A 15557-nucleotide genomic window follows, 5' to 3' on the forward strand; every position below is an offset into this window, starting at 1 on the left:
AATTGTAATATGATCTATTCGGTATTAATTGTGCTTTTTGTCGCAGAAAATTTGTGAACGTGCTCACAATTTATGTAGGTTTGATGTGTGAATCAGCCAAACAAAACAAACGAATGGTAGCTGCCATTCGTTTGTTTGGTGGGTTCTAGCTTTTGGAGCTGCACCGCCGGGCGGCTTTACGAGGGTTGGTCGCTCCCTAACTCGGCGCTAGCGCTCAGCGCCGTTACGCCGTCAGGTCCCTGCGCTTCCAGCTCGACCCGGTTGTCGCCGAAGCGGGCCACCAGCCGGAAGGGGGCGAGATCGAAGATCGGCGCTTGGCTACGGAAGCTAAAGCCGGTGATTGGGCGGGTGGTGTTGTGGCGGGCCAGCTCCATCAACAACACCGCGACCAGCGGGCCATGCACGACCAAGCCGGGGTATCCCTCTTCCTGTTGGGCGTAGGGCCGGTCGTAATGGATGCGGTGCGCGTTGAAGGTGAGCGCCGAGAAGCGGAACAATAGCCGGGTGTCGGGGGTCACGGTGCGGGTGATCGCATCAGATACCGGTGGCAGATCAACCGGTACCGGTGCCGGCACTGGCGCACCCGGTTCGCGGTAGACGATATCTTGCTCTTCTTCGATACAAAGCATCTCATTTTGGAAGATCTGGTAGCCGACCGTAACAAATGCCAACGGCCCGGTGCGCCCGCTCTTTTGGGTAATGTTGCGGATGATCCCCTCGCGGCGGGCCGGCTGGCCGATCAGTAACGGGTGGTGAAAGCGGATGCGCGCGCCGGCAAACATGCGGCGGGGGTAAGGGATGGGCGGAATGAAGCCGCCGCGCTGCGGATGGCCGTCAATGCCGAGTTTTGATTGCGGCGCGCGCGGCAAGAAGTAAAACCAGTGCCAGAGCGGGGGCAGCGCCGCGCTTGCGGTGGGTGATGACAATGGTTCGAGCGTAGCCGCTGCAGCCAATGCTTGCGCTAAGCAGATGTCATCCTCAACCACCTCGGTTCGCCCGATCCATGCCGTCCAGTCTTCGCTGCTCATGGCCGAATCGCCTCCTTTTGCTGGTATGCGCTGTTGCTGGATGTTGGAATAAACACATTGTACCCCATGCCATGCGCGACGCTGGCGTGAGGTGTTCGTATTGCGTTTCTCGTTCACACCGGAACATATATAACCTTACGTTATCAATTTGATATAAGCGTTTACTTATATCAACTCATAGTTAAAAGTTGGAAACTGGTAATTGCGAAGTAGTATTCCTTGTGCTATGTTACAAACACGCGCATCACCCGAGCAGAGAAACTGAACACACCTAACTGCATGCGGCCATGGCGGCCTTAGCGGGCTCTGGTGGCGATTTTGTGTTGCTGCCTATTTTCAGCATGGCGAGGAGGAGTACAGACGATGGCCAAAGGGGTACGCTCGACGAAGACCACCAATCAGACCACCGATGCGCCGGAGACCGGCGAGACGCCGTCAGCGCCATTAGTGGCGGCTGCGGAGGCCGAACAGGAGGCCGAACCCGCAATTCCGCATCCCACCGCTGAGCGCACCGGCGAGCGTGACCGTTTGCCGCTCAGTGGGATCCGCGTGATCGATGTCGGCAACTTTCTGGCCGGCCCGTATGCGGCTTCGATTTTGGGCGAGTTTGGCGCTGAGGTGTTGAAGATCGAACACCCGATCGGCGGTGATCCGATGCGGCGGTTTGGCACCCCGACCACGCGCCACGATGCGACGTTGGCATGGTTGAGCGAAGCGCGCAATCGCAAGTCGGTGACGATCGACCTGCGCCAGCCGGAAGGCGTGAACCTGTTTCTGAAGTTGGTGGCGAAGTCGGATATCCTGATCGAGAATTTTCGCCCCGGTACGATGGAAGAGTGGGGGTTGTCGTGGCCCACGTTGCGCGAGGTGAACCCCGGCTTGATTATGTTACGGGTGTCAGGCTACGGCCAGACCGGCCCCTACCGCCGCCGTTCCGGCTTTGCCCACATTGCCCATGCCTTTAGCGGCCTCTCGTATCTAGCCGGCTTCCCCGGTGAAACGCCAGTGTTGCCGGGTACTGCGCCGCTTGGCGACTATATCGCTAGTCTGTTTGGCGCCATCGGTGTGCTGATCGCGCTCCACCACAAAGAGAAGACCGGTCGCGGCCAGTTGATCGATGTCGGGATTTACGAAGCGGTGTTTCGCATTCTCGATGAGATTGCCCCGACCTACGGTCTGTTCGGCAAAATCCGCGAGCGCGAAGGGGCCGGGAGCTTTATTGCCGTCCCCCATGGCCATTTCCGCACCAAAGACGGCAAGTGGGTGGCAATTGCCTGCACTACTGACAAGATGTTCGAGCGGCTGGCCGAAGCGATGGAGCGACCTGAATTGGCTTCGCCCGAATTGTACGGTGATCAACGCAAACGTTTGGCGGCGCGCGATGTCGTGAACCAGATCACGATTGATTGGGTTGGTTCGCTGACCCGCGATGAGGTGATGCGGCGTTGTCTGGAAAAAGAGGTGCCGGTTGGCCCGCTCAATAGCATCGCCGATATGTTCAACGATGAGCACTTCCGCGCGCGCGGCAATCTGGCTCGTGTCGAAGCGGAAGGGGTTGGCGAGGTGGTGGTGCCGAACGTGATTCCGACCCTCTCGGCGACGCCGGGCCGCATTACGAACCTCGGCCCGCCCTTGGGCAACGCGACCTATGAGGTATTGCGCGAGCTGCTCGACATTTCCGCCGAGGAGATTAAGCAATTGCGCAATCGCAAGATTATTTGACGCAACGATGCACATTTCGCTGGGGGTCGTTTCTTCACTACGAGGTGGATACAATGGCTGAGACAAATTCGACCCTGCCATTGGCCGGCATTCGGGTCATTGATGCGGCAACCGTGATTGCCGCGCCTTTCTGCGCTACCCTGTTGGGAGAATTTGGCGCCGATGTGCTCAAAGTCGAGCATCCGATCGGCGGTGATGCGCTGCGTCGCTTTGGTACGCCGACGTCGCGCGGCGATACGCTGACGTGGCTGAGCGAGTCGCGCAATAAGCGTTCGGTGACGATTAACCTGCAGCATCCTGAAGGCGCTAAGCTCTTTAAAGACTTGATCGCCGAGACCGATGTGTTGTGCGAGAATTTCCGCACTGGTACGCTCGAGAAGTGGGGGTTGGGTTGGGATGTGCTCAGCAAGATTAACCCGCGCTTGATTATGCTGCGCGTGACTGGCTACGGCCAAACCGGCCCGTACCGCGACCGGCCCGGTTTCGCCCGTATTGCCCACGCCGTCGGCGGCATTGCGTATCTGGCCGGTATGCCAAAAGGGACGCCGGTGACGCCGGGTTCAACCACCCTCGCCGATTATATGACCGGTTTGTACGGCTGCATTGGCGTGTTGCTGGCTCTGCGCCACCGCGAGCAAACCGGTTGCGGCCAGTATATCGATGCCGCGCTCTACGAGTCGGTCTTCCGCTGTAGCGATGAGTTGGTGCCGGCCTACGGCATGTACGGCAAAGTCCGCGAACGTCACGGCTCGCACTACAATGAGTTTGCTTGCCCCCATGGCCACTTTCAGACCAAAGATGGCAAGTGGGTGGCGATTTCGTGCGCGACCGATAAGCTCTTTGCCCGCCTTGCCAACGCCATGGGCCGCCCCGAATTGGCTTCGTCGAGCGTGTATGGCGATCAGAAGGTGCGCTTGGCCCATGCCAGCGATGTCAACGAGATTGTCCGCGACTGGTGCAGCTCGCTGACCCGTGCCGAGGTGTTGCAACGCTGTTACGCGACTGCGACCCCCGCCGCGCCGCTTAACGATATTGCTGATTTCTTCGGCGACCGCCACGTCCATGCCCGGCGGAATCTGGTGGCAGTCGATGAGCCGAGTATCGGCGAGACGCTGATTATGCCGAATGTGGTGCCGAAGTTGTCGGAAACCCCCGGCAGCATTCGCTCGCTTGGCCCCAAACTTGGCGAGCATACCGATGAGGTGTTGCGCGAGTGGTTGGGGATGGATGACTCCCAGATCGGTGAATTGCGGTCGAAGCGGGTGATTTAGCAGACGACTTAGCGGCGCTGATGCAGATCGGTCTGTCTACAACGTGCTCTCATCGCGCTGCCCCGAGCCTCCCCCAGCGGGGGAGGCTCCCTCCACCAAGGGGTTGGCGCCAGACCGTAGCATAAGCCCTGCGTGAGATCACACGAGGCAACCACAATGAACGGCATTCTTAGTGGCATGCGCGTGGTCGAAGGCTCGGCCTTCGTCGCCGCGCCGCTCGGCGGGATGACGTTGGCCCAGTTGGGGGCCGATGTCATCCGGTTCGATCCAATTGGCGGCGGTCTCGACTATAAACGCTGGCCAGTGACGCTTGATGGCAAGCATAGCTTGTTTTGGACTGGTTTGAATAAGGGCAAACGCTCGATCGCGGTTGATATCCGCCATCCGCGCGGCCAAGAGTTGCTCACCCAACTGATTTGCGCGCCGGGTGAGAACGCCGGCCTGTTTATTACCAACTTCCCGGCCCGCGGCTGGCTGAGCTACGAGGCGCTCAAGCGCCATCGCGATGATCTGATTATGGTCAATCTGCTTGGCCGGCGCGACGGCGGCTCTGAGGTTGATTACACCGTCAACCCGCAGCTCGGCTTGCCGTTTATGACCGGCCCCTTCAGTTCGCCGGAGGTCGTGAATCACGTGTTGCCGGCGTGGGACATCATCACCGGCCAGATGATCGTGCTCGGCCTGCTCGCCGCCGAGCGCCACCGCCGTTTGACCGGCGCGGGCCAATTGGTCAAGCTGGCGCTGAAAGATGTCGGGTTGGCGATGATCGGCCATCTGGGCATGATTGCCGAGGTGATGGTCAACGATACCGACCGGCCCAAGCAGGGGAATTATCTCTATGGCGCGTTTGGCCGTGATTTCGAGACCCTCGACGGCAAGCGGGTGATGGTCGTCGGTCTGACCGATTTGCAGTGGAAGGCGTTGGGGAAGGCGACTGGCTTGACTGATGCTTTCACCGCGCTCGGCCAGCGTCTCGGTCTCAATATGGACGACGAGGGAGACCGGTTCCGCGCCCGCCGCGAGATTGCGGCCCTGCTCGAACCGTGGTTCCATGCCCGCACCTTCGCTGAGGTGCAACGGGTCTTCGAGCAGCATCGGGTGACGTGGGGGCCGTACCGCACGGTACGCGAAGCGATTGCCCAAGACCCCGATTGTTCAACCGACAACCCAATGTTCGCGATGGTCGAGCAACCCGGCATTGGTTCGTACCTCATGGCCGGTTCGCCGCTCGATTTCAGCCAGATGCCCCGCGTGCCGGTGCAACCGGCGCCGCGGCTTGGCGAACACACCGACGAGATTTTGCTGGAGGTGTTGGGTCTGAGCGAAGGTGAAGTAGGCCGGTTGCACGATGAAGGTATTGTTGCTGGGCCAGAGGCGTTGGAGTAACGCACAGCGGGGTCGCGCAGCGACGCGCGAGCGTGATGCCCACCCTATCCAGCGCCTGCGCGTCGTTGCGCTGAGAACCTGCTGCGTCTTGCTGAGCCGTTGCGTTTGATGAATTGCAAGGAGGATATGATGCACAAGCTCGCACGCAATTTCTACCAGCCGCTCGCCATCGGTGCGCCCCAGCCGATGCGTGAACTGCCGGTGCGGCCCGAACGGGTGGTTCACTTCTTCCCGCCCCACATCGAAAAGATCCGCGCGCGCATTCCCGAAGTCGCCAAGCAGGTTGACGTGCTTTGCGGCAATCTCGAAGATGCCATTCCGGTTGACGCCAAAGAAGCCGCGCGGGCCGGCTTTATCGAAGTCGCGCGTAACAACGACTTCGGCGATACCGCGCTCTGGGTGCGGGTCAATGCGCTCAATAGCCCATGGGTGCTCGACGACATCGCCGAGATTGTTGCCCACGCCGGCAATAAGCTCGATGTGATAATGATCCCCAAGGTCGAAGGGCCGTGGGATATTCACTTCGTCGATCAATATCTGGCATTGCTCGAAGCCAAGCATCAGATTCAGAAGCCGATTCTCATCCATGCCCTGCTTGAGACCGCGCAGGGAGTAGTCAATCTCGAAGCGATCGCCGGGGCTAGCCCGCGTATGCATGGCTTCAGCCTTGGCCCAGCCGACCTTGCGGCTTCACGCGGTATGAAAACCACTCGCGTCGGCGGCGGCCATCCGTTCTACGGCGTGCTGGCCGACCCGCAAGAGGGAACCACTGAGCGGGCTTTCTTCCAGCAAGACCTCTGGCACTACACGATTGCCCGCATGGTAGATGTGGCCGTCTCGCACGGGTTGCGCGCCTTCTACGGCCCCTTCGGCGATCTCAAAGACGAAGCCGCCTGCGAAGCCCAATTCCGCAACGCCTTCTTGCTCGGCTGCACCGGCGCGTGGTCGCTCGCACCCAACCAAATCCCGATCGCTAAGCGCGTCTTTAGCCCAGATGTGAACGAAGTGCTCTTCGCCAAGCGCATTCTCGACGCGATGCCCGACGGTTCCGGCGTGGCGATGATCGACGGCAAGATGCAAGACGACGCGACGTGGAAGCAGGCTAAGGTGATCGTTGACCTTGCCCGCATGATCGCCAAGAAAGACCCCGAACTTGCTAAAGCCTACGGGTTTGAATCGTAACGGCGGCGCGCCCCCGTTTGGCGGGATGCATAGCTGTGCGTCCCGCCCCTTGTGGTTGAGGAGCGGACAGAACGTTTGGTTGCACAAAACCGTTGATCGCAGTGAGATGCCTCACCGCTTCGCTGTACGCTCCCCTCTCCCGCGCTAGTGGGAGAGGGGCTGAGGGTGAGGGCCGTCAGCCCGCGCAGCGGGCTTCGTAACCCTAGCCCGGCCTTTCAAGGCCGGGTTCCGGATCAAACGTTCTGTCCGCCCTTGAACACCTTGTGGCGGGTAACGGTTTGGATGACCCGGTTCGCGTCTGCAAGGAGTATATCGATGATCAATAAAACCAATCCCGGCAACTTCTTCGAGGATTTTCGGCTTGGCCAAGAGATCGTTCACGCCACGCCGCGCACCGTAACTGAAGGTGATGTGGCGCTGTATACCTCGCTCTACGGCGCGCGCTTCGCTCTCACCTCGGCGACCCCGTTCGCCCAAACGGTTGGTCTCGAACGGGCGCCGATCGATAGCATGCTCGTTTTCCATATCGTCTTCGGCAAGACCGTGCCCGACATTTCGCTCAACGCTATCGCCAATCTCGGCTATGCCGGTGGGCGGTTTAGCGCGGTGGTGTATCCCGGCGACACCCTCTCGACCACCTCCAAGGTAATCGGTCTGCGCCAAAACAAAGACGGCAAAACCGGCGTGGTCTACGTCCATTCGGTTGGCGTCAACCAACGCAACGAGGTGGTGCTGGAATACATACGCTGGGTGATGGTGCGCAAGCGTAATCTCGACGCGCCGGCTCCCGAACCGGTGGTGCCCCAATTGCCTGACTCGGTGCCGGTGACCGACCTCGCCGTGCCGTACCACATCCAACCCGGCCAGTACGATCTGGCCCGCGCCGGCAGTCCTTATCTGTGGGAAGATTACGAGGTCGGCGAGAAGATCGATCACATCGACGGCGTAACGATCGAAGAAGCCGAGCATATGCAGGCCACCCGTCTCTACCAGAACACGGCCCGCGTCCACTTCAACCTCCACGTCGAGCGCGAAGGCCGCTTTGGCCGGCGGATCGTCTATGGCGGGCACATCATCAGCATTGCTCGTTCGCTTTCGTTCAACGGCTTTGCCAACGCGCTCAGCATCGCGGCAATTAACGGCGGTCGCCACACCAACCCCAGCTTTGCCGGCGACACCATTTACGCTTGGTCAGAAGTTCTCGATAAGATGGAAATACCGGGGCGCAATGACATCGGCGCGCTGCGGGTGCGCACCGTCGCTGCCAAAGATCGGCCCTGCCACGACTTCCCCTACCGTGACGCCGAGGGCAATTACGATCCGGCGGTGGTGCTTGATTTCGATTACACGGTGTTGATGCCGCGGCGAGCGGTAGTGTAGGCAAAGGCGCAGAGAACGCAAAGGGTTCAAACGCAGAGGCGCGGAGAACGCAAAGGATTCAAACGCAAAGGTGCGGAGAACACAAAGATCGCTAAGTATATTGTATGGGGTTCGTTAGCAAAGCGAGATCGCCCCTAACCGTTCTTCACAATCAATCCTAAAAACCTTAGCGCCCTCTGCGATCTTTGCGCCTTTGCGTTATCCATCCTTTGCGCCTTTGCTCCCTCTGCGCCTTTTCGTTAATTTTCGCTGGAATTGGCGTAGCAGCAGACCCACCTGCCGCCGTTCCGCCTGATCCGAGGCACGGCCAGCGTAGGCGGCGCGGTGGTAGGCGGCTGTCAGGGCGCGCAATTCATCGCCGGCCTCAACCACCTGTTGCGCCGTACTATCGGCAAACTCAGCCGGGGTTTGCGACGGGTGGCGCGGATAGCTATGGGCCGCAGCGTAGCGTAAGGCAGCGTGGTAAGAAACGATAGCGGCATCGAGCGGTGCAGGCCGTGGATGAGGCGCTCGCAACCGCTGCATGGTTCTGGGCCGCTGCAGTCGCCAAAACCGCCGTTTGCGCAACTGCGCGCGCGCCTGCGCCCACCAATCCGGTAATTGCGCCCACACCTGCTGCACCCATCCCTGCCGGCGCGCAATCGTCCAGAAAGCCAGCCCGGTCAAGATCGCGATACAGATCCAAAAGATAATGCCGGGCCACAATGGCGGTTCGCTTGGCGCTGGCGGCGGCATCATTGGCGGAGCGATAGGCGTTGCCGGTGTGGTCGTCGAATTCATCAGCGAGGTGAGCAGCATCAGCAAGAGCAATGGCAAGAGGGCGACCAGACTGAGCAGCCCAATGAAGAGCAGGGAGAGAATCATCGCAATCAGCAGCGCGATCCCTCCCAGCAAGAACAGACCCTCACGCCATGTTTCCGGCACGAGCGGTGACAGTTGGGCCGGCAGCGCCAGCGCCAACAGCGTAACCGAGCCAATTGTTGCGATACTTAGCCAGCGCCAGCGCTGGTTGACCTCAGGCCCAATCTCGGCCTCATCGCTCTGCCAATCAGCTAGCAAGGCGCGCCGCTGGGCTAGCGCGATCAACCACAACCCGCCGGCAAGGTAGAGCGCCATCCACAGCACGGTGGCGGGAGTTTGCTCACTCTGCCGGCCCAACACCACCAACATCGCCAATCCGCCCCAGCCGGCTCCGCGACTGATAGCCGCAACTGCGGCTTGCCGGCGGGCCGTCGCGTCGCTGCGGTAGAAGAGCAAATCTAAGCTCTGCAACGGAGTCTTGAGCGGCGGGTTCGGCGTCAACGCCGCGATCGCGGCGATCCCGCTGCGGCTAAGCACAGCGACGGCCAGCAGCGCCAGCAGGCAAAACAGAAATGGTGCATCGAACGCGGCCAGCGGGTCGGTGAGCCATGCGTTCATCGCGGCGAAGCCTTGCGCGCCTTGACCCGCCGTCGCTACGATGCGGGCCAGCGCCGCCAAGCCAAACACCTCGGCGGCCAGATAACGCACCGCTCCACCCTGCGTCTCGTGCAAGCCGGCCACCATCCGGCTGCGCAACGCCACCGCCTCGAGCCCGACTAGCATGCTTGCCCCGCCTAACCAGAGCGACTGCCAGCCAGTGCGCCCGGCGACCGCGTCGCTGATCACGGTCAGCGGCAGCGTGATCAAGCAGGTGATCAAGATGGCCGGGCCAACGAGGGAAGGTTGGGGCATAGGGTTGTTAATTGACATCATCGAATGCGGTGGAGCGACAGTGTGGCATCTCTCCGATCAATATTGTATCTGATCCAGTTCTCATCTGCCCATCAGTATTGGCCGTACCAGAGCATGCTATACTACCCGCGACGCCACCCAAGCGTCGTGTAGTTATGTCTTGCGTTCGGCGCGTATCAGCGCCAAGGATAGCTATGATACGTTCGCGTCGTTGGTATTTGAATAGCCGCAACGGTCGCAATGGCCGCCGCCATGTGCCGCCGCGCTTGTTGCGGGGCCGGCCGGCGCCGCGCCCGGTGGTAGGCCGTTTTGTGCTTAATGCCTTGTTGGCCGTGCTCGGCCTAATCGCGGTCGTGTTGATCGGGTTGGCCGGCTTTGCCTACAACGCCTATATGCAGGTCGTCGAGAGCTTAAAGCCGCGTTTGGCCCTGCTCGATAACCGCGAGCTGTTTGAGAACTCGCGCATCTTCGATCGCAACGGCGAATTGCTCTACGAGTTTTTCGATGCCGGTAAGCGCACCAAGGTCGCGATCAACGAGATTAGCCCGCTCTTGATTCAAGCCACCATCGCGATCGAGGATAAAACCTTTTATACCAATCCCGGCATCGATTTGGCCGGCATTATCCGCACCTTAGTTGATAGCCTGCGCGCCGGCGAAGAGACGGGCGGCGCTTCGACGATTACCCAGCAGGTGATTAAGAATAGTGTGCTGACGGCGGAAGAACGGCTGCCTGAGCGCCGCTATGAGCGCAAGCTAAAAGAGATTATTCTGGCCCAAGAGCTGGATCGGATCTATTCAAAGGATCAGATACTCGAACTCTATCTCAACGAGAACTTTTACGGCAATCTAGCCTACGGCATTCAAGCGGCCAGCGAAGTCTATTTCGGCATCAGCGCCGCCGAGCTTGATCTCAATCAGGCGTCGTTGTTGGCTGGTCTGCCGCAATTGCCGTCAGTCTACAACCCGATCAACTATCTTGAACGCGACGAGCAAGGCGGGTATCTGCCGCCGGTCTTTGTTGGCGATGATTGGCTTGATCCGAATGTGCGCCTGCCCGCCGGAACGCCGTTGCCGCGCGTTCGCCAAGCGGCGGTGTTGCGCCGGATGGTGGAAGACGGCTATATCACTGAGACGCAGGCGCGGCGCGCCTTAGCGACGCCGCTGCGGTTCGCGCCGCAAGAGGCCCCGCTCAACGCGCCGCACTTTGTCTTCTATGTGCGTGATCTGCTCTTGCAGCGCTACGGCGCGCAGATTGTTTACGGCGGCGGCCTGCGTATTACCACGACTCTCGATCTGCAATTGCAGCGCATGGCCCAAGCGACCGCCTTCGAGCGCATCGCCGAGCTTGAGTCGCGCAATATCCATAATGCGGCGGTGGTGATCATGCAGCCGAATACCGGCCAGATTCTGGCCATGGTCGGGAGCATTGACTATAACGCGGTGAAACCGACCAAGACCCCCGGCGAGTCGGGCAATGTGCTCGATGGGCAGGTCAATGTCGCAACCCGCGAACGGCAACCCGGTTCGGCGCTGAAGCCGTTTACCTATCTGGCGGCGATGGAGCAGGGGATGACGCCGGAGACAGTGCTGTGGGATGTGTCGACCCAATTCCCGACTGGCACTGGCGGCTGGTACGCGCCGCTGAATTACAATGGCCAGTGGAACGGGCCAGTGCGGATTCGCACGGCGTTGGCCAATTCGCTCAATATGCCGGCGGTGAAGGCGCTCAAGTTTGCCGGGATTGAGTATACCCTCGGCTTGCTAGAACGGGTTGGCATCCGGAGTGGTCTCAAGCGCGGCGCTGGTTTCTACGGTCTGTCGCTCACGCTCGGCGGCGGCGAAGTCTCGCCGCTCGAATTGACCACGGCCTATAATACGCTGGCGAGCGGTGGCAAGTATTTCGCCCCTGTGGCGATCCTCGAAATTACCGACTCGGAAGGGCGCACCCTTGAACGCTTTACCCAAACCTCTGGCGAAGAGGTGGTTGATCCGGCGTTGGTGGCGATCATTTCCGATATGCTGAGCGATGATCGCGCCCGCCAAGCGATCTGGGGCCTCAATAGCCCGCTGCGCCTCAGCCAACCCGCTGCGGTCAAGACCGGCACCACCAACGACTGGCGTGATGCGTGGGCGGCTGGTTACACGCCGTTTGTGACGGTTGGCGTGTGGACGGGCAACAACAACAATGAGCCGACGGCGCGGGTAGAGAGTCTGACCGGCGGCGGTATTATTTGGCGCAACGTGATGGAAAATATCTTCCGTCTGATTCGCGAAGATGAGCGTTACCGCGCGCTGTTTGCCGCCCCCTTCCCCGATGGCGAAATCCCAACCAACTTCACCCTGCCGGAAACGGTTGTGCGCCGCCCGATCTGTGAATTGCCCGGCCCGTTTGGCGGCTACCGCGAAGAGCTGTTTACCCAAGCCATGCTGAAGTGGTTGGAAGAAGCAACACTGTTACGCCCAACGCCAACGGCTAACCAAACCGGCCTGCTGCCGGTCGAGGGCATCTGTTCGGCTTATGACAAAGTGACCGTCGTGCGCATTCCCACCCCGGAAGAGTGGACGAGCACCGGCGAGTTGCGGCCTAACCCGCCGCCAGCGCCGCCGGCCGATCCCAAAGCGCCGCCGTTGCCGCAAGACCTAAGCGCGCTCAGCGATGGGGCGTATTGCCGTCCGGCGCCGGAAGCGAGTTATCCGCCGGAGCTGGTGCGCACAATTTATCTGTGGAAGTTGCCACCGCCCGATCCCGACGAGAAGGTGGAATACAAGTGGCGGGGCGGCGATGCCACCGTGCAGCTCAAATACGAAGACATTCCCGAATGCACTGCCGAGATGTTCAAACCGCCGGCGCCGGTGCCGCCGGTCGAGGGTGTGATCTTGATGCCCGATCTGCGCCGGTTGGGCGAAAATCAGGCCAAAGAGGTCTTGGCATTACTCGGCATTGATCCTAGCCGGATCTATGTCGATTATCAAGGGCCGGATCGGGCCGGCGAGGATTATTTCCGGTACGGGCCGTATGTGGTGCTCAGTTCGCTGCCGGCGGCGGGTGAATGGATTTTACCCGACACGACCATCGTGCTCGGCATTCGCGCGCCTGATCCCGAACCGGCGTCGCAGCCGGCCCCTGAACCGCCGCCACCAGCGCCGGATTCGTAATACAAGTACGAGGCCATACCGTAGCGACGCACGGCTGTGCGTCGCTACAAATGATTCAATGCAATATGGTACATTATTGGCATCCATTCTACCATCACCGTTTGCCGGTTGTAACCCGCCATCAATTATTTGCATCTTCTTGCACAGATATACGTTATCGGATCGCAGGTGATGATGGGGAAGACGTATGAAACAGATTGTCGTGATCGGCGGCGGCCCGGCAGGGGTTGAGGCCGCCGTCGCTGCTGCCCAAGGCAACACACAGGTGACATTGATCAGCGAAGGCCCCCTCGGAGGGCGCACCGGTTGGGATAGTTTGCTGCCGAGCAAGGTATGGTTGCACGCTGCCGAAGTGGCCGGCGTCGCGGCGCATGCGGCGGCGGAAGGCGTGCAGCTTGGCGCAGCGCAGGTTGAGCCGGCAGCCGTGCTGGGCCGGATCAAAGCGGTGGCGCAGCGATGGAGCGAGCGCGAAGCGCAACGGCTGCAAGCTGCTGGCGTGAACGTGATCAATGGCGTGGCTGCCTTCAGTGGCCCGCATGAACTGGTGGTGCGCAACGGCGAGAACCAGCAGGTGTTAGCTGCCGATGCCATGATTATTGCCACCGGTTCAGTGCCGCGCTTCCCGCCTACGATGAAGCCTGACGGCCAGCGCATTATTGCTCCCCGTTTCGCCAGCCATCTCAGCACATTGCCGCCGGATATGATCGTCATCGGCGGCGGGCCGACCGGCAGCGAGTTTGCCTCGCTCTTTAGCCGGTTGGGGGTCAAGGTGACGTGGATCGTTGGCGCTCCCGGCGTGTTGCCGATGTTTGATCCGGCTGCCGGCCAAGCATTGGCGGCGGCGATGGCAGCGCAGGGTGTGACCATCCATCAAGTTGATGTCGAGCGGGCTGAGCGCACCGAAGCTGGGGTGGCCGTCACCACGGCCGATGGCGCGACGCACACCGCGGCGATGGCCTTCCTCGCCATTGGCCGGGTGCCTGATCTCAGCCGGCTCAATCTTGCGGCGGCCGGCTTGAAGGTGGGCGAGAACGGCCAGCTTGCGATCGACAACTATGGCCGCACCGAAGCCGGCCATATCTTTGCCGTCGGTGATGCTGCCGGCGGGCCAATGCTTGCCAACCGCGCGCTGGCACAGGCGTGGATCGCTGGACGGACAGCAGCCGAGCTGCCGGTGCCGGGGTATTGCCCCCACACCGTGGTCAGCGCCGTCTATACCGTGCCTGAAATTGCGCAAGTGGGGATTGTTTCTGGTGGAGAGGGTGAGTTGCAGCGGGTGCGGGCCGCGTATACGGCTTCGCTCAAGGCCTACCTCAGTGACGAGACCGAAGGGTGGGTTGAATTGGTCTTCGATGCCGCCAATCGCCAGATTCGGGGCGGGGTCGCCGTGGGTGCGCACGCCGCCGATCTGTTGGCCTTGGTGGCGTTAGCTATTCAGAGCAATGCGACGATCGCTGATCTAGCCGCCATCTTCGCTGCTTACCCAACCCTGAGCGAGGCGGTCTTTGCGGCGGCCCGCGCGGTGAAGTAGCAAGTGGGTTGAATGGGACACGGATTGGGCAGTGCGCATCCGTGTCCTATTTTATATAGAGAATAGGGCGCGGATTGGCACGGATCGGGCAGTGTGCCTCCATTCCAATCCATGTCCTATTTTTCATGATTGAGTCGGCAATGCCTGCGGGTTCTCCTCTAACCGCCGCACGGCCCGCATCAGCAGCGACAACAACACCAAGATGCCTAGTACCCCATATTCAAGGATCGGGATGCGCAGGATATCAGGCAATTTATGCCATTGGCGGCGCGCGCCGTAGTAGCTCAGTACGGTAGCGGCATACGCACCGCCGATCGTCCAGCGTGCCCGTGCCGGCAGGTTGAGGCCGTGCATTTGGTTGACCACAAACATCAGCAAGAAGCTAAAGGTAAACATCGCCGCCAACCCGCTGCGTTTGTAGAGGGTTGAAACGACCGCATGCGGCAATGCTAACATCTCGATCGCCAGTGTCCAGCGGGGGTCGCGGTGGGCATTGGTGTAGATGAGCGCCGATTGGACGAAGATCAACAGGGTGTGGAAGAGACCGGTGTAGTGCAGCGGTTTCGGGTCAATCGGGTGATACCAGAAATTGTAGGTCGAGGCCCACGAGAAGATATAGCCGTGGAAGCGGCGGGCAAAGCGTACAAGTTCGGCGGGAGGCATCACCTTGCGGCTACCGAAGAAGAGACCGCGGCGCGGCGCTTCGAGGGCCAAGGCCAGCATCAGGATGAATGATACCGAACCGAGCGCGCTGCCTTCGGGCACATCACGAGCCAAGCCGTCATACGTATAGCGCGATTGCAGATAGTGCAACGCCACCCCGCCGGCATTCACCGCCAGCGCCAACCAATTGAGCCGGCGCATATCGCTGGTGTAGCGCAGGCGTTGGCGCTGACCAGCATAGATACAACCCCAGATCGCCAACTGATGGGCGAGGTAGCCGCTCCATGCCAACCAGCGCTGGGCCGGGTGCGGCTCGGCTGCGATCCAGCGGTAATCGCCGTGCTTGCCGCTGTACTCGATATACTGTTCCGGCGCGCGGCCCACCAACGCGGCCACGCCAACTGCACCAGCGCAGGCTGCCGCCGCCGGCACGAGCAGATCGTGCGCATTTGGCGGCGCCGGCGCATCTTCGCTCTCGCCTTCCACCCACGCCACATACCGTTGCAGCGCCCAACCGGCCAGC

General features: G+C 60.7%; 10 protein-coding genes. 7 read left to right on the forward strand and 3 right to left on the reverse strand.

The features are described 5' to 3' along the window. Positions 1–176: 176 nt before the first annotated feature. Positions 177–1028, reverse strand: a complete 852-nt coding sequence (locus tag U9R81_RS16410) for an acyl-CoA dehydrogenase (RefSeq protein ID WP_322496502.1) — start codon at positions 1026–1028, stop codon at positions 177–179. 363 nt (positions 1029–1391) lie between these two features. Between U9R81_RS16410 and U9R81_RS16415 the strand changes: the two genes are divergently transcribed. The 5 genes from U9R81_RS16415 to U9R81_RS16435 all read left to right on the forward strand — a co-directional run bounded on the left by U9R81_RS16415 (position 1392) and on the right by U9R81_RS16435 (position 7969). Then, complete coding sequence (locus U9R81_RS16415) at positions 1392–2750, forward strand: CoA transferase (RefSeq protein ID WP_322496503.1); 1359 nt, start codon at positions 1392–1394, stop codon at positions 2748–2750. A gap of 53 nt (positions 2751–2803) precedes the next feature. Further along, positions 2804–4021: a CoA transferase gene (locus tag U9R81_RS16420; RefSeq protein WP_322496504.1), complete on the forward strand. Its 1218-nt coding sequence runs from the start codon at positions 2804–2806 to the stop codon at positions 4019–4021. A 156-nt stretch (positions 4022–4177) separates the two neighbouring features. After that, on the forward strand, positions 4178–5407 hold the full coding sequence (locus U9R81_RS16425; RefSeq protein WP_322496505.1) for a 2-methylfumaryl-CoA isomerase: 1230 nt from the start codon (positions 4178–4180) through the stop codon (positions 5405–5407). 129 nt (positions 5408–5536) lie between these two features. Further along, entirely contained in the window at positions 5537–6589 is a 1053-nt protein-coding gene (locus U9R81_RS16430; RefSeq protein ID WP_322496506.1) for a CoA ester lyase, read from the forward strand. A gap of 315 nt (positions 6590–6904) precedes the next feature. After that, a complete protein-coding gene (locus tag U9R81_RS16435) occupies positions 6905–7969 on the forward strand; it encodes a MaoC family dehydratase (protein WP_322496507.1) in 1065 nt (354 codons plus the stop codon). 198 nt (positions 7970–8167) lie between these two features. Here the strand turns inward: U9R81_RS16435 and U9R81_RS16440 are convergent, their stop codons facing one another. Beyond that, the gene (locus tag U9R81_RS16440; protein WP_322496508.1) at positions 8168–9682 is read right to left on the reverse strand and encodes a DUF4129 domain-containing protein; all 1515 of its coding nucleotides are present in this window, start codon (positions 9680–9682) and stop codon (positions 8168–8170) included. Between the two features lie 194 nt (positions 9683–9876). Here U9R81_RS16440 and U9R81_RS16445 point away from each other — a divergent pair, with 194 nt between their 5' ends. Both U9R81_RS16445 and U9R81_RS16450 read left to right on the forward strand, forming a co-directional pair. Then, complete coding sequence (locus U9R81_RS16445; protein ID WP_322496509.1) at positions 9877–12840, forward strand: transglycosylase domain-containing protein; 2964 nt, start codon at positions 9877–9879, stop codon at positions 12838–12840. A 187-nt stretch (positions 12841–13027) separates the two neighbouring features. After that, on the forward strand, positions 13028–14371 hold the full coding sequence (locus U9R81_RS16450) for an NAD(P)/FAD-dependent oxidoreductase (RefSeq protein WP_322496510.1): 1344 nt from the start codon (positions 13028–13030) through the stop codon (positions 14369–14371). Between the two features lie 123 nt (positions 14372–14494). On the opposite strand, the gene U9R81_RS16455 is transcribed toward U9R81_RS16450, so the two are convergent. Further along, on the reverse strand, positions 14495–15557 hold a 1063-nt coding region (locus U9R81_RS16455), incomplete at its 5' end, for a hypothetical protein (protein ID WP_322496511.1).

Source organism: Chloroflexus sp., from assembly GCF_034435895.1.
Taxonomy (GTDB): Bacteria; Chloroflexota; Chloroflexia; order Chloroflexales; family Chloroflexaceae; genus Chloroflexus.

What these genes read in the sequence shown, in the direction of transcription:
- U9R81_RS16440 (WP_322496508.1), bottom strand. Translation starts at nt 9,682, where the DNA reads ATGCCCCAACCTTCCCTCGTTGGCCCGGCCATCTTGATCACCTGCTTG.
- U9R81_RS16410 (WP_322496502.1), bottom strand. Translation starts at nt 1,028, where the DNA reads ATGAGCAGCGAAGACTGGACGGCATGGATCGGGCGAACCGAGGTGGTT.
- U9R81_RS16435 (WP_322496507.1), top strand. Translation starts at nt 6,905, where the DNA reads ATGATCAATAAAACCAATCCCGGCAACTTCTTCGAGGATTTTCGGCTT.
- U9R81_RS16415 (WP_322496503.1), top strand. Translation starts at nt 1,392, where the DNA reads ATGGCCAAAGGGGTACGCTCGACGAAGACCACCAATCAGACCACCGAT.
- U9R81_RS16450 (WP_322496510.1), top strand. Translation starts at nt 13,028, where the DNA reads ATGAAACAGATTGTCGTGATCGGCGGCGGCCCGGCAGGGGTTGAGGCC.
- U9R81_RS16430 (WP_322496506.1), top strand. Translation starts at nt 5,537, where the DNA reads ATGCACAAGCTCGCACGCAATTTCTACCAGCCGCTCGCCATCGGTGCG.
- U9R81_RS16425 (WP_322496505.1), top strand. Translation starts at nt 4,178, where the DNA reads ATGAACGGCATTCTTAGTGGCATGCGCGTGGTCGAAGGCTCGGCCTTC.
- U9R81_RS16445 (WP_322496509.1), top strand. Translation starts at nt 9,877, where the DNA reads ATGATACGTTCGCGTCGTTGGTATTTGAATAGCCGCAACGGTCGCAAT.
- U9R81_RS16420 (WP_322496504.1), top strand. Translation starts at nt 2,804, where the DNA reads ATGGCTGAGACAAATTCGACCCTGCCATTGGCCGGCATTCGGGTCATT.